At 72.7% G+C, this 19,693-nt stretch carries 16 protein-coding genes; 7 read left to right on the top strand and 9 right to left on the bottom strand.

All coding sequences use genetic code 11. The features are described 5' to 3' along the window. Nucleotide 1: 1 nt before the first annotated feature. Genes ABD292_RS43960 through pgsA form a run of 3 tightly spaced genes read right to left on the bottom strand, consistent with a single transcriptional unit; the run spans nucleotide 2 to nucleotide 2,648 of the window. On the bottom strand, nucleotides 2-1,132 hold the full coding sequence (locus tag ABD292_RS43960) for a glycosyltransferase family 4 protein (protein WP_344218456.1): 1,131 nt from the start codon (nucleotides 1,130-1,132) through the stop codon (nucleotides 2-4). Next, the gene (locus tag ABD292_RS43955; protein ID WP_344218454.1) at nucleotides 1,129-2,049 is read right to left on the bottom strand and encodes a phosphatidylinositol mannoside acyltransferase; all 921 of its coding nucleotides are present in this window, start codon (nucleotides 2,047-2,049) and stop codon (nucleotides 1,129-1,131) included. Before ABD292_RS43955 ends, ABD292_RS43960 begins: the two co-directional genes overlap by 4 nt. Next, a complete protein-coding gene (pgsA, locus tag ABD292_RS43950) occupies nucleotides 2,046-2,648 on the bottom strand; it encodes a phosphatidylinositol phosphate synthase (RefSeq protein ID WP_344218452.1) in 603 nt (200 codons plus the stop codon). Before pgsA ends, ABD292_RS43955 begins: the two co-directional genes overlap by 4 nt. 163 nt (nucleotides 2,649-2,811) lie before the next feature. Between pgsA and ABD292_RS43945 the strand changes: the two genes are divergently transcribed. Both ABD292_RS43945 and ABD292_RS43940 read left to right on the top strand, forming a co-directional pair. Then, nucleotides 2,812-4,950 carry an elongation factor G-like protein EF-G2 gene (locus ABD292_RS43945; protein WP_344218450.1) on the top strand — a complete coding sequence of 713 codons (2,139 nt, stop codon included), beginning with the start codon at nucleotides 2,812-2,814 and terminating at the stop codon, nucleotides 4,948-4,950. A 141-nt stretch (nucleotides 4,951-5,091) separates the two neighbouring features. Continuing rightward, nucleotides 5,092-6,654 (top strand): glycoside hydrolase family 10-like protein, encoded by a 1,563-nt coding sequence (locus ABD292_RS43940; RefSeq protein WP_344218448.1) that lies wholly within the window; start codon nucleotides 5,092-5,094, stop codon nucleotides 6,652-6,654. Here ABD292_RS43940 and ABD292_RS43935 read toward each other — a convergent pair. After that, complete coding sequence (locus ABD292_RS43935; RefSeq protein WP_344218446.1) at nucleotides 6,641-7,282, bottom strand: TetR/AcrR family transcriptional regulator; 642 nt, start codon at nucleotides 7,280-7,282, stop codon at nucleotides 6,641-6,643. The genes ABD292_RS43940 and ABD292_RS43935 overlap by 14 nt on opposite strands. A 97-nt stretch (nucleotides 7,283-7,379) precedes the next feature. On the opposite strand from ABD292_RS43935, the gene ABD292_RS43930 reads away from it, so the two are divergent. Continuing rightward, on the top strand, nucleotides 7,380-8,309 hold the full coding sequence (locus ABD292_RS43930; RefSeq protein ID WP_344218444.1) for a zinc-binding dehydrogenase: 930 nt from the start codon (nucleotides 7,380-7,382) through the stop codon (nucleotides 8,307-8,309). Nucleotides 8,310-8,411: 102 nt separating this feature from the next. Here the strand turns inward: ABD292_RS43930 and ABD292_RS43925 are convergent, their stop codons facing one another. Continuing rightward, complete coding sequence (locus ABD292_RS43925; RefSeq protein WP_344218442.1) at nucleotides 8,412-9,752, bottom strand: aminotransferase-like domain-containing protein; 1,341 nt, start codon at nucleotides 9,750-9,752, stop codon at nucleotides 8,412-8,414. A 90-nt stretch (nucleotides 9,753-9,842) separates the two neighbouring features. On the opposite strand from ABD292_RS43925, the gene ABD292_RS43920 reads away from it, so the two are divergent. Both ABD292_RS43920 and ABD292_RS43915 read left to right on the top strand, forming a co-directional pair. Then, entirely contained in the window at nucleotides 9,843-10,799 is a 957-nt protein-coding gene (locus ABD292_RS43920; protein WP_344218440.1) for a branched-chain amino acid transaminase, read from the top strand. A gap of 133 nt (nucleotides 10,800-10,932) precedes the next feature. Next, the gene (locus ABD292_RS43915; RefSeq protein ID WP_344218438.1) at nucleotides 10,933-13,005 is read left to right on the top strand and encodes a hypothetical protein; all 2,073 of its coding nucleotides are present in this window, start codon (nucleotides 10,933-10,935) and stop codon (nucleotides 13,003-13,005) included. On the opposite strand, the gene ABD292_RS43910 is transcribed toward ABD292_RS43915, so the two are convergent. After that, complete coding sequence (locus tag ABD292_RS43910; RefSeq protein ID WP_344218436.1) at nucleotides 12,961-13,491, bottom strand: HIT family protein; 531 nt, start codon at nucleotides 13,489-13,491, stop codon at nucleotides 12,961-12,963. The genes ABD292_RS43915 and ABD292_RS43910 overlap by 45 nt on opposite strands. 87 nt (nucleotides 13,492-13,578) lie before the next feature. Between ABD292_RS43910 and ABD292_RS43905 the strand changes: the two genes are divergently transcribed. Beyond that, complete coding sequence (locus ABD292_RS43905; protein WP_344218434.1) at nucleotides 13,579-14,307, top strand: PIG-L deacetylase family protein; 729 nt, start codon at nucleotides 13,579-13,581, stop codon at nucleotides 14,305-14,307. 66 nt (nucleotides 14,308-14,373) lie between these two features. On the opposite strand, the gene thrS is transcribed toward ABD292_RS43905, so the two are convergent. The 3 genes from thrS to ABD292_RS43890 all read right to left on the bottom strand — a co-directional run bounded on the left by thrS (nucleotide 14,374) and on the right by ABD292_RS43890 (nucleotide 17,955). Next, complete coding sequence (gene thrS / locus ABD292_RS43900; RefSeq protein ID WP_344218432.1) at nucleotides 14,374-16,338, bottom strand: threonine--tRNA ligase; 1,965 nt, start codon at nucleotides 16,336-16,338, stop codon at nucleotides 14,374-14,376. 66 nt (nucleotides 16,339-16,404) lie between these two features. Then, nucleotides 16,405-17,025, bottom strand: a complete 621-nt coding sequence (locus ABD292_RS43895; RefSeq protein ID WP_344218430.1) for a glycoside hydrolase family 25 protein — start codon at nucleotides 17,023-17,025, stop codon at nucleotides 16,405-16,407. Nucleotides 17,026-17,055: 30 nt separating this feature from the next. Beyond that, a complete protein-coding gene (locus tag ABD292_RS43890; protein ID WP_344218428.1) occupies nucleotides 17,056-17,955 on the bottom strand; it encodes a TIGR03564 family F420-dependent LLM class oxidoreductase in 900 nt (299 codons plus the stop codon). A gap of 96 nt (nucleotides 17,956-18,051) precedes the next feature. Between ABD292_RS43890 and pgm the strand changes: the two genes are divergently transcribed. Further along, the gene (gene pgm / locus ABD292_RS43885) at nucleotides 18,052-19,686 is read left to right on the top strand and encodes a phosphoglucomutase (alpha-D-glucose-1,6-bisphosphate-dependent) (RefSeq protein WP_344218426.1); all 1,635 of its coding nucleotides are present in this window, start codon (nucleotides 18,052-18,054) and stop codon (nucleotides 19,684-19,686) included. Nucleotides 19,687-19,693 lie beyond the last annotated feature (7 nt).

Here is a 19,693-nt window from a genome sequence, read left to right as displayed (position 1 = left end):
GTCACAGGTCCTCCTCCACCCGGCCGGCGCCTGCCGCGGTGACCGTCTCGTAGACGCGCACAACGTCGCGGGCCACCGTGGACCAGTCGTACTTCCTGACCGCCACCAGCGCCTCCTCGGCCAGCTTGGCCCGGCGCTCCGGCGCGTCGAGCAGCGCACCGGCCTCGCGGGCCAGGGAGGCCGAGTCGCCGTTGGCGAACAGCGCGCCCGCCTGGCCCTCGCCGAGCACCTTGCGGAAGGCCGGGATGTCGCTGGCCAGCACCGTCGCCCCGGAGGCCATGGCCTCGGCGAGCACGATGCCGAAGCTCTCGCCGCGGGTGTTGGGGGCGCAGAACACGTCCACCGAGTGGTAGGCGCGGATCTTGTCGGCCTCGCTCACCATGCCCAGCACCGTCACCCGGTCGTGGAAGCGCGCGGGGATCTTCTCGTAGACGTCCTTCTCGTCGCCGGGCCCCGCGATGAGCAGCTTGACCTCGGGCCGGTCGGCCGCCAGCACGGCGAACGCCTCCAGCAGGATCGGCAGGCCCTTGCGCTCCTCGTCCATGCGGCCGAGGAAGCCGATCGTGCGGCCGTCGGGGCCCCAGCCCTCCAGCGGCTCGGCCCGCGCGTAGCGGTCGACGGTCACCCCGTTGGGGATGAGCACCGCGTCGCCGCCGAACTGCTCGACGAGGCTCTTGCGGGCCGCGTCGGAGACCGCGATGCGGCCGGTCAGCTTCTCCAGCGCGCTGCGCAGCAGCGGCTCGGCCACCGCGATCGCCCGCGAGCGCGAGAACGAGGCGTGGAAGGTCGCCACGATCGGCCCCTTGGCCGCCCAGCAGGCCAGCACGCCGAGGCTCGGGATCAGCGGCTCGTGGATGTGCAGCACGTCGAAGTCGCCGGTGCGCACCCAGCGCCGCACCCGCGCCGCCGACAGGAAGCCGAACGACATCCGGGCCACCGACCCGTTGTAGGGCACCGGCACCGCCCGGCCGGCGCCGGTGACGTAAGGAGGCAGCTCGTCGTCGTCGGCCGCCGGCGCGATCACCGACACGTCGTGGCCCTGCGCCGCCAGCGCCTGGGTCAGGTCGTCGATGTGCTGCTTGACGCCGCCCGGCATGTCCCACGAGTAGGGGCAGACGATGCCGACCTTCATCGGCCGGCCCCGCCCGGCAGGTCGTCGAGCCAGAGCCGCTGCAGCATGTGCCAGTCCTCCGGATACTGGGCGATGCCCTTCTCGAAGGCGTCGGCGAGCCCCTGGGCGAGCGCCTGCACCTTTTCCTGCCGGGTGCCCTCGGCCGGCACCGGGAGCTCCTCCTGGATCTGGATGCCCCAGTCGTCGCCGTCGAAGTGCACGATCGCGGGCAGCAGCGCGGCCCCGGTCTGCACGGCCAGCAGCGGCGGCCCCGCGGGCATCTTGGTGGCGGCGCCGAAGAAGCGCACCTCCACGCCGGTCTTCGTCAGGTCGCGCTCGGCCGGCAGGCACACGACGCCGCCCCTGCGCACCCGCAGGGCCAGGGTGGCGAAGTTGTGGCCGTCGCCGCCGGTCAGCGGCAGCACCTCCATGCCGAGGCCCTCGCGGAAGGCGACGTAGCGGCGGAACAGCGACTCGGGCTTGAGCCGTTCGGCCACCGTCGTGAACGGGTGGCCCACGTTGACCAGCCACGCGCCGGCCTGGTCCCAGTTGCCCATGTGGGGCAGCGCGAGCACCACACCCCGGCCGGCCGCCACGGTGTCGTGGATGTGCTCGGCACCGACGACGCGGGTGCGGCGCACGATCTCCGCGCCGCTCATCCGCGGCAGCCGGAAGATCTCGTGGAAGTAGCGGAAGTAGGAGCGCATGCCCGCCCTGGTGAGCTCGCTCAGCTCGCGGCTGCCCGGCTCCAGCCCGGTCACCCTCGCCAGGTTGGACTCCAGCCGCGCCACCGACTTGCCGTGCCTGGCCCACACCCGGTCGGCCAGCAGGCGGAAGACCGCCGCCGTGGGCCGCTCGGGCAGCAGCGGGACGAGTTTCCAGCCGGCCGCGAAGCCCGCGGCGACGATCCGGTCGCCGAACGACGTGTCCCCGCTCATCTCTCCCTCGCCTGCTCGTGGACGTGCCACACCCGCTGGCCCACCGTGATCACGCTCGCCGCGGCCAGCAGCCACATGCCGGCCGCCAGCACGTACGGCACCCCGAGCCCCGAGAAGAAGGCCGCGACCAGCGCCACGACCAGCCGCTCAGGACGCTCGGCCAGCCCGACGTCGGCCGTGAGGCCGAGCCCTTCCGCCCTGGCCTTCGCGTAGGAGACCAGCGCGCCGGCGATCAGGCACACCAGCGTGACCGTCGCCATCAGCGTGTCGCCTCGGGAGACGAAATACAAGATCAGGCCGGCGAAGATGGCGGCGTCGGCGACCCGGTCGAGCGTCGAGTCGAGGAACGCGCCCCAGGTGCTGCCCCCTTTGCCGCCGAGCCGGGCGACCACGCCGTCGAGCAGGTCGAACAGCACGAAGACGGTGATCACGAGAGCGCCCCAGGTCAGCTGGCCCAGGGGGAAGAAGGTCAGGGCGGCCACGACGGTGCCGAGGGTGCCGATCGCCGTGACGGCGTCCGGGCCGATCCCGCGGCTCACGAGGGCCCTGCCCAGCGGGGTGAGTATCCGGGTCATGGCCGGGCGCAGGAGTTTGAGCATCGCGGTCCGATCGTAGGCCATCACGGACCCAGGCACTTTCTTTGCCCCGCCCCTCTTGTGATATCCGCCACACGGGTATTTGGTGAACACACCGCGTCCATGCGGTTTCCAGCACATTCCGCGGGCGCGATCCGGGACGGAGTTCGACGCGCGGGAGGCTGATGTGGCGGAGAAGAGCTCAGGCAGCGCCGTGGGAGCCGCGGGCAGGGCACCCTCGGCCGACCGGGCTGATGCGATACGCAATGTCGTGCTGGTCGGCCACTCGGGAGCGGGCAAGACGACCCTCGTCGAGCAGCTGCTGGCCGCCACGGGCACCGTCCAGCGCCCGGGGCGCGTGGAGGACGGCAACACGGTCAGCGACTTCGACGAGGTCGAGGTCAGGCAGCAGCGCTCGGTCAACCTGGCCGTGGCCCCGCTGACGCACAACGGCATCAAGATCAACCTCATCGACACGCCCGGTTACGCCGACTTCGTGGGCGACCTGCGGGCCGGGCTGCGCGCGGCCGACGCCGCGCTGTTCGTCGTGTCGGCCTCCGACGGGATCGACGGGCTCACCCAGATGCTCTGGGAGGAGTGCTCCCAGGTCGGCATGCCCCGCGCGGTCGTCATCACCAAGATCGACCACCAGCGCGCGAACTTCGAGGAGGCGCTCGCCGCCTGCCAGGAGACCTTCGGCGACGGCGTCGCGCCCCTCTACCTGCCGGTCATCACCAACGGCCACGTCAACGGGCTGATCGGGCTGCTGACGCAGAAGTTCTACAACTACGCGACCGGCGCCCGTACCGAGAAGGAGCCCGGCGCCGGGTACGAGGCGCAGATCGAGGAGCACCGCGGCAGCCTCATCGAGGGGATCATCCAGGAGAGCGAGGACGAGTCGCTCATGGACCGCTACCTCGCGGGCGAGCCGATCGACGTCAAGGTCCTCATCGAGGACCTGGAGAAGGCCGTGGAGCGCGGCAGCTTCTACCCGGTCGTGTGCAGCGGGCTCGGCGTCGGCACGCACGAGGTGCTGGAGGTCATCACCCAGGGCTTCCCCTCGCCGCTGGAACACCCGATGCCGGAGATCACCGACCTGTCCGGCAAGCCGGTGCAGGGCGTCACCTGCGACCCCGACGGCCCTCTGGTGGCCGAGGTCGTCAAGACCACCAGCGACCCGTACGTCGGCCGCATCAGCCTCGTCCGCGTCTTCTCCGGCACGCTGCGCCCCGACATGACGGTGCACGTCTCGGGGCACGGCCTGGCCGACCGCGGGCACGAGGACCACGACGTGGACGAGCGCATCGGCACGCTGTCCTGCCCCCTGGGCAAGCATCAACGCCCGATCCCCAAGGGCGTGGCCGGCGACATCGTGGCGGTGGCCAAGCTCGGCCGGGCCGAGACCGGCGACACCATCTCCGACGTCGAGCGGCCGCTGCTGATGACGTCCTGGACGATGCCCGACCCGCTGCTGCCGGTGGCGATCAGGGCCAGGTCCAAGGCCGACGAGGACAAGCTGGCGCAGGCGCTCTCCCGGCTGGTCGCCGAGGACCCCACGCTGCGGCTGGAGAACAACGCCGAGACCAAGCAGCTCGTGCTGTGGTGCATGGGCGAGGCGCACACCGACGTGCTGCTCGACCGCCTGTCCAAGCGCTACGGCGTCGAGGTCGAGCGGGTCGACCTGCGGGTGCCGCTGCGCGAGACGTTCGGCGGCAGGTGCCAGGCGATGGGCCGCAACGTCAAGCAGACCGGCGGTCACGGCCAGTACGCCATCTGCCACATCGAGGTCGAGCCGCTGCCCTCCGGCGGCGGGTTCGAGTTCGTGGACAAGATCGTCGGCGGCGTGGTGCCGCGGCAGTTCATCCCGTCGGTGGAGAAGGGCGTGCGCGCCCAGATGGAGCGCGGCGTCGTGGCCGGCTACCCGATGGTGGACGTGCGGGTCACGCTGTACGACGGCAAGGCCCACTCGGTCGACTCCTCCGACATGGCCTTCCAGATCGCCGGCCAGCTCGCGCTGAAGGAGGCCGCGTCGAAGGTGCCGACGCTGCTGCTGGAGCCGGTGGACGAGCTGTCGGTGCTGGTGGCCGACGACTACGTCGGCTCGGTGATGTCCGATCTGTCGTCGCGGCGCGGGCGGGTGCTCGGCACCGAGCCCGTCGGCACCGGGCGCACGCTGGTGCGGGCCGAGGTGCCCGAGCTGGAGATCACGAGGTACGCGATCGACCTGCGGTCGATGTCCCATGGCACGGGCACCTTCACGCGCTCGTTCCTGCGCTACGAGCCCCTGCCGCCGAACCTGGCGAACAAGATGGCCGCGGCCGGCTGATCCACTCTGAACCGTGGAGCCGGGAGGGCCGGATCAGGTCCCTCCCGGCCCAGCCATAACAAATAATCACAGAAGCATCACGGTTTCATTTCGCTCTTTTGGCCTGATCACCGGCGTCGGGCTGCCAGACTGGGTGGCACTATGCGTACTGGACGCCCACTTTTGGCCGCCGCCGCTCTCGCCGTCGCCACCACCACGGCCGCCTACCTGTTCGGCCCAGGAGCCGGAGAGAGCCCCGCCGCGAGCAAGAAGAAGACGACCACCGCCACCACCGCGGCCACCGCGGCGGCCGCCGCCTGCAAGGCCGACCCGCGCTACCCCAAGCGCCAGTTGCGCGGACTCTGGATCGCGACCACCACCAACCTCGACTGGCCGTCCAAGGCCGGTCTGTCGCAGGCCCGCCAGAAGGCCGAATACGTCAAGATCCTCGACACCGCCGCCAAGCGCAATCTCAACGCGGTCTTCGTGCAGGTCAGGCCCGCTTCCGACGCGATCTACAAGTCGTCGCTGGAGCCCTGGTCCAAGTTCCTCACCGGCGTCGCGGGCAAGGATCCCGGCTGGGACCCGCTGCCGTTCCTCATCGACGAGGCGCACAAGCGCAACCTCGAGTTCCACGCCTGGTTCAATCCCTACCGGGCGGCGTACGAGTCGGACGTCTCGCAGCTCCCGGCCAACCACCCCGCCAGGCAGCACCCCGGCTGGGTCGTCAAGTACGGCGGCCGCCTCTACTACAACCCGGGCCTGCCCAAGGTGCGCGAGCACGTCGTCAAGGTGGTGGACGACGTCGTCAGCCGTTACGACGTCGACGGCGTGCACTTCGACGACTACTTCTACCCCTATCCGGGCGAGGGCGGGCAGTTCGACGACAAGGCCGCCTTCGCCAAGTACGGCAAGGGCAAGAGCCTGGCCGACTGGCGGCGCGCCAACGTCGACAAGCTCGTCGCCGAGGTGGACAAGTCGGTCCACGAGCGCAAGAGCTACGTGAAGTTCGGCATCAGCCCGTTCGGCATCTGGCGCAACAAGGCGCAGGACCCGTCCGGGTCCAACACCTCCGGCATGTCGGCCTACGACTCGATCTACGCCGACGCACTCGCCTGGATCAAGGCCGGCTCGGTCGACTACGTCATGCCGCAGCTCTACTGGCCGCGCGGCTTCAAGGCGGCCGACTACCGCGTGCTGCTGCCCTGGTGGGCGGGCGCGGTCAAGGGCACTGGCGTGCACCTCTACATCGGCCAGGCGCTCTACCGGGTCGGCGAGGACCAGTCGTGGTCCAGGCCGGGCGAGCTGGCCGCGCACCTGACGCTCAACCGCAAGTACCCCGAGGTCAAGGGCGACGTCTACTTCAGCGCGAAGAACCTGCTGGCCAACCCGCTGGGCGCGATGGACCGCGTCGTCAAGGAGTTCTACAGCCGCCCGGCGCTGCTGCCGATCATGAAGGACCTCGACGGGCAGGCGCCGCCCAAGCCGGCGGACGTCAAGGCCGCGGGCACCACTCTGTCGTGGACGCCCTCGCAGGGGGCCCGCGCCTACGCGGTCTACCAGGTGCCGAAGTCCGGCGAGGCCTGCCACGAGACCGACGCCCGCAGCCTGGTCGCCGTCGTCACCACCCCGTCCTACACGGCCAAGGCCGCCGGCACCTATCTGGTCACCTCGCTCGACCGGCTCCAGCACGAGAGCAAGGCGACGAGCGTCAAGGTGAGCTGACGCCCGTCGCGCCGCCCTCGCCCGGGACCAGGGCGAGGGCGGCGGGCAGGGCCGCCACCGCGTCGCGGAGCCGGGCGGCCAGGTCGGCGGGGTCGGGCTCGGGGCCGTCGGCCCAGCCCGCCATCGCGACATGGAACGCCGCGACCAGCATGTCGATCGCCAGGCGGGGTCGAGGGTCGTCCGGGCCGCCGAGGCCGAACCGCCGCCACAGGATGTCGAGTGCGCTGCGCGTGGTGCTCTCGCAGAAGTGCCGGTTGTGGGCGTCCATCGAGGGCGTGCGCTGGGCGAGCGCGTACGCCAGCGTCATCCGCCGGCCCCAGCCCTCCTCCTGCGCGGCGCGCTCCAGCGCCGCCAGCAACGTGTCCCGCCCTGTCTCCAGCAGCGTCCGGCCGCCGGGCTCCGCGGACTCCATCTCGGCGAGGAAGAGCGTCCACAGGTCCTGCGCGGGCGCCATCGCGACGTCCTCCTTGCTGGCGAAGGTGCGGAAGAAGGTGCGCTTGGACACCTCCACCGCCTCGCACAGCTCGTCCAGCGTGACGCCGTCGAAGCCGCGGCGGGTGAACTGCTCCAGCGCCGTGTCGATCAGGGACTGCCGGGTCCGGAGTTTCTTGCGTTCGCGCAGGGTCACGCGGAGAGTGTAGCAGGGGCGAATGCCACTTGCAGGCTTATGCCACTCAGTGGCATAAATGGCTCGGACACCCGTTCGCTCCACGAGGAGATCTCGCATGCGTGCCTTGCTCGTCGACCACTCCACCGCCTCCGGCCTGCGTCTCGGCGAGACCGCCGATCCCGTGCCCGGCCCGCACGAGGCCCTGGTCAGAGTCAGTGCCGTCTCGCTCAACTACGGCGAGGTCAGGCACGGCCTGGCCGGCGCGCCGGACGGCGCGGTGATCGGCTGGGACGCCGCCGGGGTGGTCGAGCGGCCGGCCGCCGACGGCTCCGGTCCCGCCGCCGGCACGCCGGTCGTCACCCTCGGCGGCGACGGCGGCTGGGCCGAGCTGCGGGCCGTGGACACCCGCGCGCTCGGCGTCGTGCCCGAGGGGGCCGACCTCGGCGCGATCAGCACCGTCCCGGTCGCGGGGGCCAGCGCGCTGCGCGCCCTGCGCGTGATCGGGCCGCTGCTCGGCCGGCGCGTGCTGGTCACGGGGGCCACGGGCGGCGTCGGCCGGTACGCGGTGCGGCTCGCCGCGCTCGGCGGCGCGTACGTCGTGGCCTCCACCGGCGACCCGCACGCTCATGGGGACGGATTGCGGGCGCTGGGCGCGCACGAGGTGGTCGCCGCCCCCGAGCTGGCCTCCGGGGCGCTCGACGGGGTCGTGGACTGCGTGGGCGGGCCGCAGCTCGTGCAGGGCTTCATGAAGCTGGCGCCGCACGGGACGCTGGTCTCGGTCGGCCACTCCGCCGAGGAGCCCGAGGTCTTCCCGCCCGGCGCGTTCTACGGCAACGACGGGCGGCACGGGCGCTCGATCGTCACCTTCTACCTGCTGGACGGGCAGCCGCTGGAAGCGGACCTGACGTGGCTGGCCGCGCGCGTCGCCGACGGCGTCCTCGACCCGCACGTGGCGTGGCGCGGCGGCTGGGACCGGGCCGGCGAGGCCGTGAGCGCGCTGCTGGAGCGCCGCCTGCACGGCAAGGCCGTCCTCGACCTCACCTGACGGCCCGGCCCCCACTGTTGAGGGGCCGCTCAACCGCCATGCCCGGCCACGACCGGCGGGGGGCCGCTCAACCGCCGTGGCGGCACGACCGGCCGGGGCCGCTCAGTCGCCGTGGCCGGAGGTCCAGGCGCGGGTCAGGCCCTCGACCGCCTGGTCCAGGAGGGCCGGCGGGAGGGCGAAGCTGAGCCGCAGGCGGTCGCGGTGCCGGCCGTCCGGCGAGAACAGCGAGCCGGGCGCCACCGCCACCCCCTCCTCCCTGGCCGCCGCCGCGAACCGGTCGGTGTCCGTGCCGGGCAGCCGCGCCCACACCGACAGCCCGCCCGCCGGCCGCTCCCACGTCCACTCGGGCAGCCGGGCGGCCAGGGCCGCCGTGAAGTGGTCGCGGCGCCGGGCCAGCTCGGCGAGCCACGGGCCTGGCGGGTTGTGGTCGAGGAGGTCGGCCGCCAGCCGCTGGGCCACCGCGCTGGTCGCCAGGTCGGCGTCCAGCTTGGCGTCCACCAGGCGAGCCAGCAGCGGCTCGGGCGCGGACAGCCAGCCCACCCGCAGCCCGCCCCACAGCACCTTGGACAGGGAGCCGACCGTCACCGTCCCGTACGGATGCAGCGGGGCCAGCGGCGCGGGCGGCGGCGCGCCGTCGTGCACGAGGGCGGCCAGGGTGCGGTCCTCGACGAGCGGCACGTCCGCCGCGGCGGCCAGCTCGGCGGCGGGCCGCAGGTCGGGCAGCGCGCCCGTGGGGTTCTCGACGGCGACGACGTACACGGCGGCGGGCCGGTGCCGGGCGAGCGCGTCCGCCACGGCGGCGGGCGCGGTCAGGTCGACGGGCACGGCGATCGCCCCCGCGCGCCGGAACACGCTGAGCGCGCCCCCGTACGCGGGATCGCCGACCAGGACCCGCTCGCCGGGACGCAGCAGCACCCGCGCGGCCAGGTCGATGCCCTGCTGCGCCCCGGCCGTGACCAGGACCTCTCCCCCGCCCTCCGGCCAGGCGCCGGCCGCGCCCCCGCGCAGCAGCGCCCGCAGCCGGGGGTCGCCCATGGCGTCGTAGCCGTGGCCGCTCGGCGAGCGCAGCAGCGCGGCCGGGTCGAGCGGGGGCACGACCAGGTGGGACGGATCGGGCACGACCGAGGTGGACAGGTCGGCCACCACCGCCTCGCCCTTCAGCAGGCCGCCGAACGAGGGCGTGCCCAGCACGTACGTGCCGCTCCCGTGCCGCCGCTCGCACAGCCCCTCCTCGCACAGGGCGTTGAACGCGGCCGCCACCGTGCCCCGGCTGACGCCGACCGCCTGGGCCAGGTCGCGCTCGGAGGGCAGGCGGTCGCCGGGGGCCAGGGCGCCGGTCTGCGCCAGGTCGGCCAGCGCGCCGGCGAGCCTGCGGCTGGGGGTGCCCCGGTGCAGGCGCAGCCGGTCGCGGACGAGTGTGACGAGGTTGTCATCCCTTCCCATGCCACTAGTATCCCGCTACTGTGCCACTTGTCAGCCGATTGGCCCATATATCCCGCAAACTTGCGGCCAATGAGGAAGAGGGTGGGCACAGTGCGCGAAGCCACGTACATCTGGATGGACGGGGAGCTGGTCCCCTGGGGTGAGGCCCGCGTGCACGTGCTGACGCATGCCCTGCACTACGGCACCGCCGTCTTCGAGGGCACCCGGGTGTTCCCGACGCCGGACGGGCCGGCGGTGTTCCGGCTGGAGGAGCACCTGGCGCGGCTCGTGCGCAGCGCGCGGATGATCGGGCTCGCGCTGCCGTACTCGGTGGACGAGCTGCGCGCCGCCACCCTGGAGACCGTCGCCGCCAACGGCCACGCCGCCTGCTACATCAGGCACCTGGCCCACCGGGGCCACGGCGAGATGGGCATCGCCGCGCGCCGGTGCCCGACCGTCGTCTCCGTCGCGACCTGGGAGTGGCCGCCGCTGCTCGGCACCTCGGGCGTGCGGCTCATGACCAGCTCCTGGCGGCGCAACGACCACCGGGTCGTCCCGGTCGCGGCCAAGGCCACCGGCCCCTACCTCAACTCCGTCCTCGCCAAGGACGAGGCCATGGCCGCCGGCTACGACGAGGCCGTGCTGCTCAACGCCGCCGGGTACGTCAGCGAGTGCACCGGCGCCAACCTCTTCGTGGTGCGCGACGGGCGGCTGCTCACACCGCCGCCCGGCGCGGGGGCGCTCGACGGCATCACCCAGGACACCCTCGAACGGCTCGCCGCCGACCTGGGCGTCCCCGCCGTCCGCCAGGACCTGATGCGGACCGACCTGTACGCCGCCGACGAGATCCTCCTGTGCGGCACCGGCGCCGGGGTCGTGCACGTCAGCGCCGTGGACGGGCGCGAGCTCGGCGGCCCCGGGCCGGTCACGGAGAAGCTCGCGGACGCGTACGACGCCGTCACTCACGGCCGCGACGACCGTCATCGTCACTGGCTGACCCCGGTGCCCGCGTCCGGCGGCCTGGCCCGCCCGCACGACCCCGCCTCCGACCTGGTGCCGCGTGCTTGATCCCGCGTGCGCGTAACCGGCTCGCGGTGGGGTCGCGGCATGAGAGGGTAGTCGCGTCCGACGGCGCGGCCTCCACCGGCCCCTCGTGCGCCGGTGGCACGACGCCCCAACCGAGTCGCGGGAGGTCTTCGAGGTGAGGCGCGCGCTGATCGTGCTGGCCGTACTGGCCGGCCAGCTCTTGACCGGCCAAGGGCCGGCCGCCGCCGCGGCGCCCCCCGCCGCCGCGCAGCGGGTGGCGTTGATCGGGGTGCCCGCGCTGCACTGGAACGACCTCAGCCCCGCCGACACCCCCCACCTGTGGGCGCTGGCCGGATCGAGCGCGATCGGCTCCCTGTCGGTCCGCACGGTCGGCAACGTGACCTGCCCCTATGACGGCTGGCTGACCGTCTCGGCGGGCACCAGGTCGGCGGCCGGCTACGGCTGCGGCGCGCCCCCGGCCCCCGAGCAGCGGGGCGAGGGCGCGGTCATCCCCGGCTACCGCTACCTCATCGACGTGGCGGGCAACCGCGAGGCCGGCAACCTGGGCGAGGCGCTGAAGGCGGCCGGGCAGTGCTCGCTCGCGATCGGTCCCGGCGCGGCGCTCGCGCTCGCCGACCGCGAGGGCCGGGTCCCGCGCTACCACGCCTCCCCCGCGCAGCTCGCCGCCGGCGACCTCGAACGGTGCCGGCTGACCGTCATGGACGTCGACGACCTCGTGAGCCCCTACCTCACCGGCGACCGTCTGCCCGCGACGCCCGAGCAGCTCGCCCCCGCCCGGCGGCGCGAGGCGGCGCGGCTGGCGGACGCCAAGGCCGGCGCGCTGCTGGCGGCCCTGCCCGCCGGCACGACGGTGCTGCTCGCCGGGCTCTCCGACCACGGCTCGGTGCCTCACCTGCGGGTGGCCGCCCTGCGCGCCCCCGGCGTGGAGGGCCGGCTGCTCGGCGCCGCCTCCACCCACCGCGACGACATCTCGATCCTGCCCGACCTGACCGCCACCGTGCTGACCGAGCTGGGCGTGCCCGTGCCCGCCACCGTGGTGGGCGTGCCGATGCGGGCGGGCGAGGGCGGCGCGACGATCGAGGCGATGGCCCGCGCCGACGCGACCGCGCAGACGATGCGCTCGGCCAAGGGCCAGTACTTCACCACGCTGGCCGTCCTGCAGGTGCTGTTCTACGTGCTGGCGTTCGTGCTGCTGCGCCGCCGCAGGCGGCTGCCCCTGGTGCGGATGGCGGCGGTGGGCCTCGCGGCGCTGCCGGTCACCACGTTCCTGGTCAACCTGCTGCCGTGGAGCACGCATCTGGAGCTGTTCGGCTGGATGCTGGCCTGGTGGGCGGTGATCGTCGCGCTGGCGCTGGGCGGGCCGTGGCGCAGGCGCCCGCTCGGCCCGCTGGCGGTGGTGGCCGGGGTCACGGCGCTCACGCTCGCCGGCGACCTGCTGACCGGCACCACGCTCCAGCTCAACAGCTTCATGGGCTACAGCGCCGAGCAGGGCGCCCGCTACTTCGGGCTCGGCAACATCCCGTTCGCGCTGTTCGCCACCGGCACCCTGCTCACCACCACCGCGATCGCGCACCGCTGGCCGGGCCGGATCGGGCTGGCCGCGATCGTCGGCCTCGGGGCGGGGGCCATGGTGCTCGGCGGGTCGGGGCTGGGCAGCGACTTCGGCGGCGTGATCGCGTTCGTGCCGGGCATCGCGGTGACCGCGCTCGTGCTGACGGGCAAGCGGGTGTCGCTGGTGAAGCTGGGGCTGTTCTGCGTGGCCGGCGGGGTGATCGTCATGACGTTCGCCTGGCTCAACTATCTGAAGCCGCCGAACGAGCAGACCCATCTGGGCCGGTTCGTCGGCCAGGTGCTGACCGGCGAGGCGTTCGACGTCATCTGGCGCAAGCTGCAGGCGATGCTGGCCACGCTGCTCAGCCCCAACCTCATGCCGATCGTGATCGTGGCCGTGGCCTTCCTGGTGTACGCGATCCTGCGCCCCGACCAGGCCTCGGCCGGGGTGGTGCCGGCGGCCTTCGAGCACTCGCCCGCGCTGCGGGCCGGGCTCATCGGCACGATGGTCGCCGGCGTGGTCGGCATGCTGGTCAACGACTCAGGGGCGGCGGTGCTGTCCATGGCGCTGGCCCTGGCGGTGCCGCTGCTGCTGGCCACCGGCATCGGGGTGCTGGTGCGGCGGGAGGAATCAGCCCCAGGCGTCGGCGAGCAGCTGGCGGGTGTCGCGAAGTAGCTGCGGCAGCACCTTCGTCTGGGCGACGACCGGCATGAAGTTGGTGTCGCCGCCCCACCGGGGCACCACGTGCTGGTGCAGGTGGGCGGCGATGCCCGCGCCGGCGACGTGGCCGAGGTTCATGCCCACGTTGAAGCCCTGGGCGCCGCTGGCCTTGCGCAGCGCGCGCAGCGCCTTCTGGGTGAACTCGCCCAGCTCCACCAGCTCGGCGGGGGTCAGCTCGTCGTAGTCGGAGACGTGCCGGTAGGGCACCACCATGAGGTGGCCGGAGTTGTACGGATAGAGGTTGAGCACCGCGTAGACGCTCTCCCCCCGGGCCACGACCAGGCCGTCCTCGTCGCTCATCTCGGGGATGGCGTCGAACGGGCACCCGTCGCCGGGGCCGGTGCCCGTCGGCTTGTTCTCACCCTTGATGTACGCCATCCGATGCGGGGTCCAGAGACGGTCGAAGTTGTCCGGGGCCCCGGCCCCTGCCTGATCGTGCATAACTAGCAGCATAGGACCCCGGGCGGACCGGGTCTCAAGGCCGCTCGCGCGGAGCACCGCCGGGCCGCACCGCCCTAGGGTGTGGGGATGACCACGAACGATCAGCTTGAGCCCATGCCCGGCGACTGGCGGCGTGCCCTGGCCATCGTCGCCCACCCCGACGACCTGGAGTACGGCTGCGCCGCCGCCGTGGCCGTCTGGACCGACGCCGGCCGCGAGGTCACGTACGTGATGGTCAGCAGCGGCGAGGCGGGCATCGACACCCTGGACCCCGCCGAGAGCGGGCCGCTGCGCGAGCGGGAGGAACTGGCGGGCGCCGCCGTGGTGGGCGTGCGCGAGGTGGAGTTCCTCGGCCACCCTGACGGGGTCATCGAGTACGGCGTCGCCCTGCGCCGCGACCTGGCCGCCGCGATCCGCCGGCACCGCCCCGAGCTGGTGATCACGCTCAACCCGGACGACACGTGGGGCGGCACGTACTGGAACACCCCGGACCATCGGGCGGTCGGCAGGGCCGTGCTGGACGCGGCCGGGGACGCCGGCAACCGGTGGATCTTCCCCGACACCGACGCCGAGCCGTGGAACGGCGTGCGCTGGGTCGCCGTCGCCGGCACCGACACGCCCACCCACGCCGTGGACGTCACCGACGGCCTGGAGCGGGGCGTGCGCTCGCTCCTGGCGCACCGCGCCTACATCGAGGCGCTGACCGACGAGGACCCGGAGAAGTACGCCCGCGACCTCATCGAAGGCCAGGCGCGGGAGGCGGCCGGGCGCTTCGGCGGCCGGCCCGCCGTGACCTTCCGCCTGTTCCCCAGGTGACGAGCACGGACGGGGGGCGGAGCCGCCTGGCTCCGCCCCCCGTCCGTCAGCTCAGCCGCCTGAGTGTCAGACCTGGACGCGCTGCTCCACCGCGCGGACGATCTCGGTGATCGCCTGCTCGACCGGCACGCCGTTGTTCTGCTCGCCGCTGCGGTAGCGGAAGGAGACCGCGCCGCTCGCGATGTCGTCGTCGCCGGCCAGCAGCATGAACGGCACCTTGGCCTTCTGCGCGTTGCGGATCTTCTTCTGCATGCGGTCGTCGGCCGTGTCGACCTCGACCCGGATGCCGTGCTCGCGCAGCTTCTTGGCGACGTCCTGCAGGTAGGGGACGTGGGCCTCGGCGATCGGGATGCCCACCACCTGCACCGGCGCGAGCCAGGGCGGGAAGGCGCCGGCGTAGTGCTCGGTGAGCACGCCGAGGAAGCGCTCGACGGAGCCGAACAGCGCCCGGTGGATCATGACGGGCGTCTGCCGGGAGCCGTCGGCCGCCTGGTATTCGAGCCCGAACCGCTTGGGCTGGTTGAGGTCGAGCTGGATGGTGGACAGCTGCCAGGTGCGGCCGATGGCGTCCTTGGCCTGGACGGAGATCTTCGGGCCGTAGAAGGCCGCGCCGCCCGGGTCGTCCTTGAGCGTGAGCCCCGACTCGGTGGCCACCTGGCGCAGCGCCTCGGTGGCCTCCTCCCACTCGGCCGGGTCGCCGATGAACTTCTCGGAGTCGTCGCGGGTGGACAGCTCCAGGTAGAAGTCCTCCAGCCCGAAGTCGCGCAGCACGCTCAGCACGAACCGCAGCAGCGACTGGATCTCCTCGGCCATCTGCTCGCGGGTGGTGTAGATGTGCGCGTCGTCCTGCGTCATGCCGCGCACCCGGGTGAGGCCGTGGACGACGCCGGACTTCTCGTAGCGGTAGACGGAGCCGAACTCGCACAGCCGCAGCGGCAGCTCACGGTAGGAACGGCCACGCGCACGGAAGATGAGGTTGTGCATCGGGCAGTTCATCGGCTTGACGCGGTATTCGACGCCCTCCAGCTCGAAGGCCGGGAACATGTCGTCGGCGTACCACGGCAGGTGGCCGGAGGTCTCGAACAGCGACGACTTGGTGATGTGCGGCGTGTTGACGAACTCGTAGCCCGCCTCGGCCTGCCGCCGGCGCATGTAGTCTTCCATCTCCTTGCGGATGATGCCGCCCTTGGGGTGGAAGATCGGCAGGCCGCTGCCCAGCTCGGGCGGGAAGCTGAACAGGTCGAGCTCGGCGCCCAGCTTGCGGTGGTCGCGCTTCTCGGCCTCCTCCAGCAGCTTGAGGTATTCGTCCTGCTTGTCGCGGGACTCCCAAGCGGTGCCGTAGATGCGCTGGAGCTGCGGGTTCTTCTCGCTGCCCCGCCAGTAGGCGCCGCCCGAGCGCATGAGCTTGAAGGCCGGGATGGACCGGGTGGACGGCACGTGCGGGCCGCGGCAGAGGTCCTTCCAGCGCAGCTCGCCGCTCTTGGCGTCGAGGTTGTCGTAGATGGTGAGCTGTCCCGCGCCGACCTCGACCGACTCCTCGTCGGCCGCGCCGCCCTTGAGCCCGATGAGCTCCAGCTTGTAGGGCTCGCCGGCCAGCTCGGCCCGCGCCTCGTCGTCGCCGACCGGCCGGCGGGAGAACAGCTGCCCCTCCTTGACGATCTCGCGCATGCGCTTCTCGATGCGCTTGAGGTCGTCGGGGTTGAACGCCTGGGCGACGTCGAAGTCGTAGTAGAAGCCGTTGTCGACGGGCGGCCCGATGCCCAGCTTGGCCTCGGGGAACAGCTCCTGCACCGCCTGCGCCATGACGTGCGCGGTGGAGTGGCGGACGATCGCCCTGCCCTCTTCGCTGGAGACCTCGATCGGCTCGACCACGTCACCGTCGGCGAGCTCGTGGGCCAGGTCGCGGGCCTCGCCGTTGACCTTGGCCGCGATGACCGTGCGGCCGTCGGCCTCCAGCGCGGCGCCGGCCGTCGTGCCGGCCGCCACCACACGCTCGGCTCCGGCGAGGGTGATGTGTAGCTCGGCTGACACGGTGACTCCTTGAGGTCGCGCGCCCGGCGCCCGGCACCGGGGCTGCTTCGGTGACGAACAACGATGCTATCGCGGGTGAAACCCCAGCTTTGTCAGGTCCTTCCGGGTGCCGTGGAAGACGTTGCGGTCCACGGGGCTCTGGGCGTACTGGTGGATGGTCCAGTCGTTCCAGGGCCTCGGGACGGCGGGGCGGCCGCGGGCGTGTTCGGGGCCGGCGATCCAGAGGGGATGTTCGCCGAGGCCGGCGCAGTGCCCGGAGTTGGCGAAGGAGTGGAAGGTGTAGATGAAGGGGCGCACGCCGGTGCTGCGCTCGACGTGGTGGCACCAGCGGCGGGCGTAGCGCGCGACCTGCTCGGGGCGCAGGCCGTCGCCGGTCTCCAGGTCGAGCGCGATCAGGTCGCCGCGGCGCAGCCCGCCGGCCGACCTGATCGTGGCCAGGAAGTGGCGGGCGTGCTGGACGGGGTCGCCCTTGGGGCGGGCGAAGTGGTACGCGCCGCAGACGAGCCAGCTCTCCCGCATGCCGTTCCAGTTGCGCGCGAACCACTTGTCGGTCCAGTCGCCGCCCTCGGTCGCCTTGGCGAAGGCGAACGCCACGCCCGCCTCGGCGTGACCGGGCCAGTTGACCGAGCCCTGCCAGTTCGACACGTCTATGCCCTGCAGCACGCCCTTCACCTTGCCAAACTTCACCTTGCCCAAGCTAGGGGGATCTCTCCCGCCTCAGCCCTTCGCCGCGCCGGTCAGCAGGCTCCGCGTGCGTTCCCGCTCGGCGAAGACGGAGCCGACGAAGTCGGTGACCCCGGCCCGCTCCAGCTCTTCGAGCTTGGCCAGGACGGTCTTCTCGTCGCCCACGAGGGCGATGTCGCCGGGGTTCGCCGCGCCCTCCCGGTCGAGCATGGCGCGGTAAGAGGGCAGCTGCCCGTAGATCTTGAAGACCTCGTTGGCGCGGGCGACGGCGCCCTCGGGGTCGTCGGTGACGCAGACGGGCAGCGCGCACACGACGCGCGGCTCCTCCCTCCCCGCCTCGGCCGCGGCGGCCCTGATGGTCGGCACGATGTGCTCGGCGACGGTCTTCGGGCCGGTCATCCACAGGACGGTGCCGTCGGCGACGGTGCCGGCCATCTTGAGCATGCGCGGGCCGAGCGCGGCCACCAGCACGGGGAAGCCGGCGCCGGGGGTGCTCAGTTTGATGTCGGCCTTCAGCGTCTCGCCCTGGTAGCGGACGTGCTCGCCGCGGCTGGCCGGCACGAGGACGTCCAGATATTCCTTCATGTGCCGGCCGGGCCGCTCGAAGCTGTAGCCGAACATGTTCTCGATGACGATCTGGTGCGACAGCCCGAGGCCGAGCGCGAAGCGGCCGCCGAGCGCGGCGTTGGCGGTCATGGCCTGCTGGGCCAGCGCGGCCGGGTGGCGGGGGTAGGTGGGCACCACGGCGGTGCCGAGCTCCAGGGGCGGCGCCTGCACGCCGGCCGCGACCAGGGCGGTGATCGCGTCGAGGCCGAAGATGTGGGACAGCCAGGCCGAGCTGAAGCCGTCCTCGGCGGCCTGGGTGATCTGGTCGCGGAGGCCGCCGATGGGGTCGGCGCCCGTGGGCTCGTTGAGGAAGTACCCGTAACGCATCGAACAGAACTCCATTCTGGTTGCTGACGTGAATGTACTTCGCACACCCCGACTCGGTCACCCGCCGCGCCGGGCCCCGTTTGTAAAGTGGCCTGCATGACCCACGAACGCGCCGGACAGCCCGCTCAGCCCGCCGACCTGGTCGACGTCCCCCGGCTGGTGACGTCCTACTACGCCCTGCGTCCCGATCCTGACCAGGCCGGGCAGCGGGTCTCGTTCGGCACCTCGGGGCACCGGGGGTCGGCGCTCGGCGCGGCCTTCAACGAGGGCCACATCCTGGCCACCAGTCAGGCCATCTGCGAATACCGCCGCGAGCAGGGCACCGACGGGCCGCTGTTCCTGGGCATCGACACGCACGCGCTGTCGGAGCCCGCGCGGGTGTCGGCGCTGGAGGTGTTCGCGGCCAACGACGTGGACGTGCTCATCGACACGCGCGACGGCTACACGCCGACGCCCGCCGTCTCGCACGCCATCCTGCGCCACAACCAGGGGCGCACCTCCGGGCTCGCCGACGGGGTCGTGGTCACGCCGTCGCACAACCCGCCGGCCGACGGCGGGTTCAAGTACAACCCGCCGAACGGCGGCCCCGCCGGCACCGACGCCACCGGCTGGATCCAGGACCGCGCCAACCGGCTGCTGGCCGACGGGCTCAAGGAGGTCAGGCGGGTGCCCTACACCCGGGCCCTGGAGCGGGCCGGCCGGTACGACTTCCTCGGCACGTACGTGGACGACCTGCCCTCCGTGCTCGACCTCGACGCGATCAGGGCGGCCGGGGTGCGCATCGGGGCCGACCCGCTGGGCGGGGCGAGCGTGGCCTACTGGGGGGAGATCGCCGAGCGGCACCGGCTCGACCTGACCGTGGTCAACCCGCTGGTGGACCCGACGTGGCGGTTCATGACGCTCGACTGGGACGGCAAGATCCGGATGGACTGCTCGTCGCCGTACGCGATGGCCTCGCTCATCTCCGGCCGCGACCGCTACGACATCGCCACGGGCAACGACGCCGACGCCGACCGCCACGGCGTCGTCACCCCCGACGGCGGCCTGATGAACCCCAACCACTACCTCGCGGTCGCCATCTCCTACCTCTACGCCCACCGCGACGGCTGGCCGGCCGACGCCGGGGTCGGCAAGACCATGGTGAGCAGCGGCATCATCGACCGGGTCGCCGAGTCCCTGGGCCGGCGGCTGTACGAGGTGCCGGTGGGCTTCAAGTGGTTCGTGCCGGGGCTGCTGGACGGCTCGCTCGGCTTCGGCGGCGAGGAGAGCGCGGGGGCGTCGTTCCTGCGCAGGGACGGCTCGGTGTGGTCCACCGACAAGGACGGCATCATCCTCGCGCTGCTCGCCTCCGAGATCCTGGCGGTCACCGGCAGGTCGCCGAGCGCCCACTACGCCGATCTGGTGGGGCGCTTCGGCGAGCCGGCGTACGCGCGGGTGGACGCCCCAGCCACCCGCGAGGAGAAGGCGGTGCTCGGCAAGCTGTCGGCCGCGCAGGTGACGGCGTCGTCGCTGGCCGGTGAGGAGATCACCGCCGTGCAGACGTCGGCTCCCGGCAACGGCGCGGCGCTCGGCGGGGTCAAGGTCTCGACCGAGCACGCCTGGTTCGCGGCCCGGCCGTCCGGCACCGAGGACGTCTACAAGATCTACGCCGAGTCCTTCCGCGGCCCCGACCACCTGGCGAAGGTCCAGGAGGAGGCCCGTTCGCTGGTCTCCGCCGCGCTGGCCGGCTGACCCCGCG

Source organism: Nonomuraea bangladeshensis, assembly GCF_039529455.1.
GTDB classification, from domain to species: domain Bacteria; phylum Actinomycetota; class Actinomycetes; order Streptosporangiales; family Streptosporangiaceae; genus Nonomuraea; species Nonomuraea bangladeshensis.
Note: the sequence above shows the minus strand (reverse complement) of the source record. Positions and strands in the feature narration are given on the sequence as shown.

Bases quoted from the DNA above. Each gene is read 5' to 3' on its own strand.
- ABD292_RS43960 (WP_344218456.1), bottom strand. From the start codon at position 1,132: ATGAAGGTCGGCATCGTCTGCCCCTACTCGTGGGACATGCCGGGCGGC.
- ABD292_RS43955 (WP_344218454.1), bottom strand. From the start codon at position 2,049: ATGAGCGGGGACACGTCGTTCGGCGACCGGATCGTCGCCGCGGGCTTC.
- pgsA (WP_344218452.1), bottom strand. From the start codon at position 2,648: ATGCTCAAACTCCTGCGCCCGGCCATGACCCGGATACTCACCCCGCTG.
- ABD292_RS43940 (WP_344218448.1), top strand. From the start codon at position 5,092: ATGCGTACTGGACGCCCACTTTTGGCCGCCGCCGCTCTCGCCGTCGCC.
- ABD292_RS43930 (WP_344218444.1), top strand. From the start codon at position 7,380: ATGCGTGCCTTGCTCGTCGACCACTCCACCGCCTCCGGCCTGCGTCTC.
- ABD292_RS43925 (WP_344218442.1), bottom strand. From the start codon at position 9,752: ATGGGAAGGGATGACAACCTCGTCACACTCGTCCGCGACCGGCTGCGC.
- ABD292_RS43910 (WP_344218436.1), bottom strand. From the start codon at position 13,491: ATGCACGATCAGGCAGGGGCCGGGGCCCCGGACAACTTCGACCGTCTC.
- ABD292_RS43905 (WP_344218434.1), top strand. From the start codon at position 13,579: ATGACCACGAACGATCAGCTTGAGCCCATGCCCGGCGACTGGCGGCGT.
- ABD292_RS43890 (WP_344218428.1), bottom strand. From the start codon at position 17,955: ATGCGTTACGGGTACTTCCTCAACGAGCCCACGGGCGCCGACCCCATC.
- pgm (WP_344218426.1), top strand. From the start codon at position 18,052: ATGACCCACGAACGCGCCGGACAGCCCGCTCAGCCCGCCGACCTGGTC.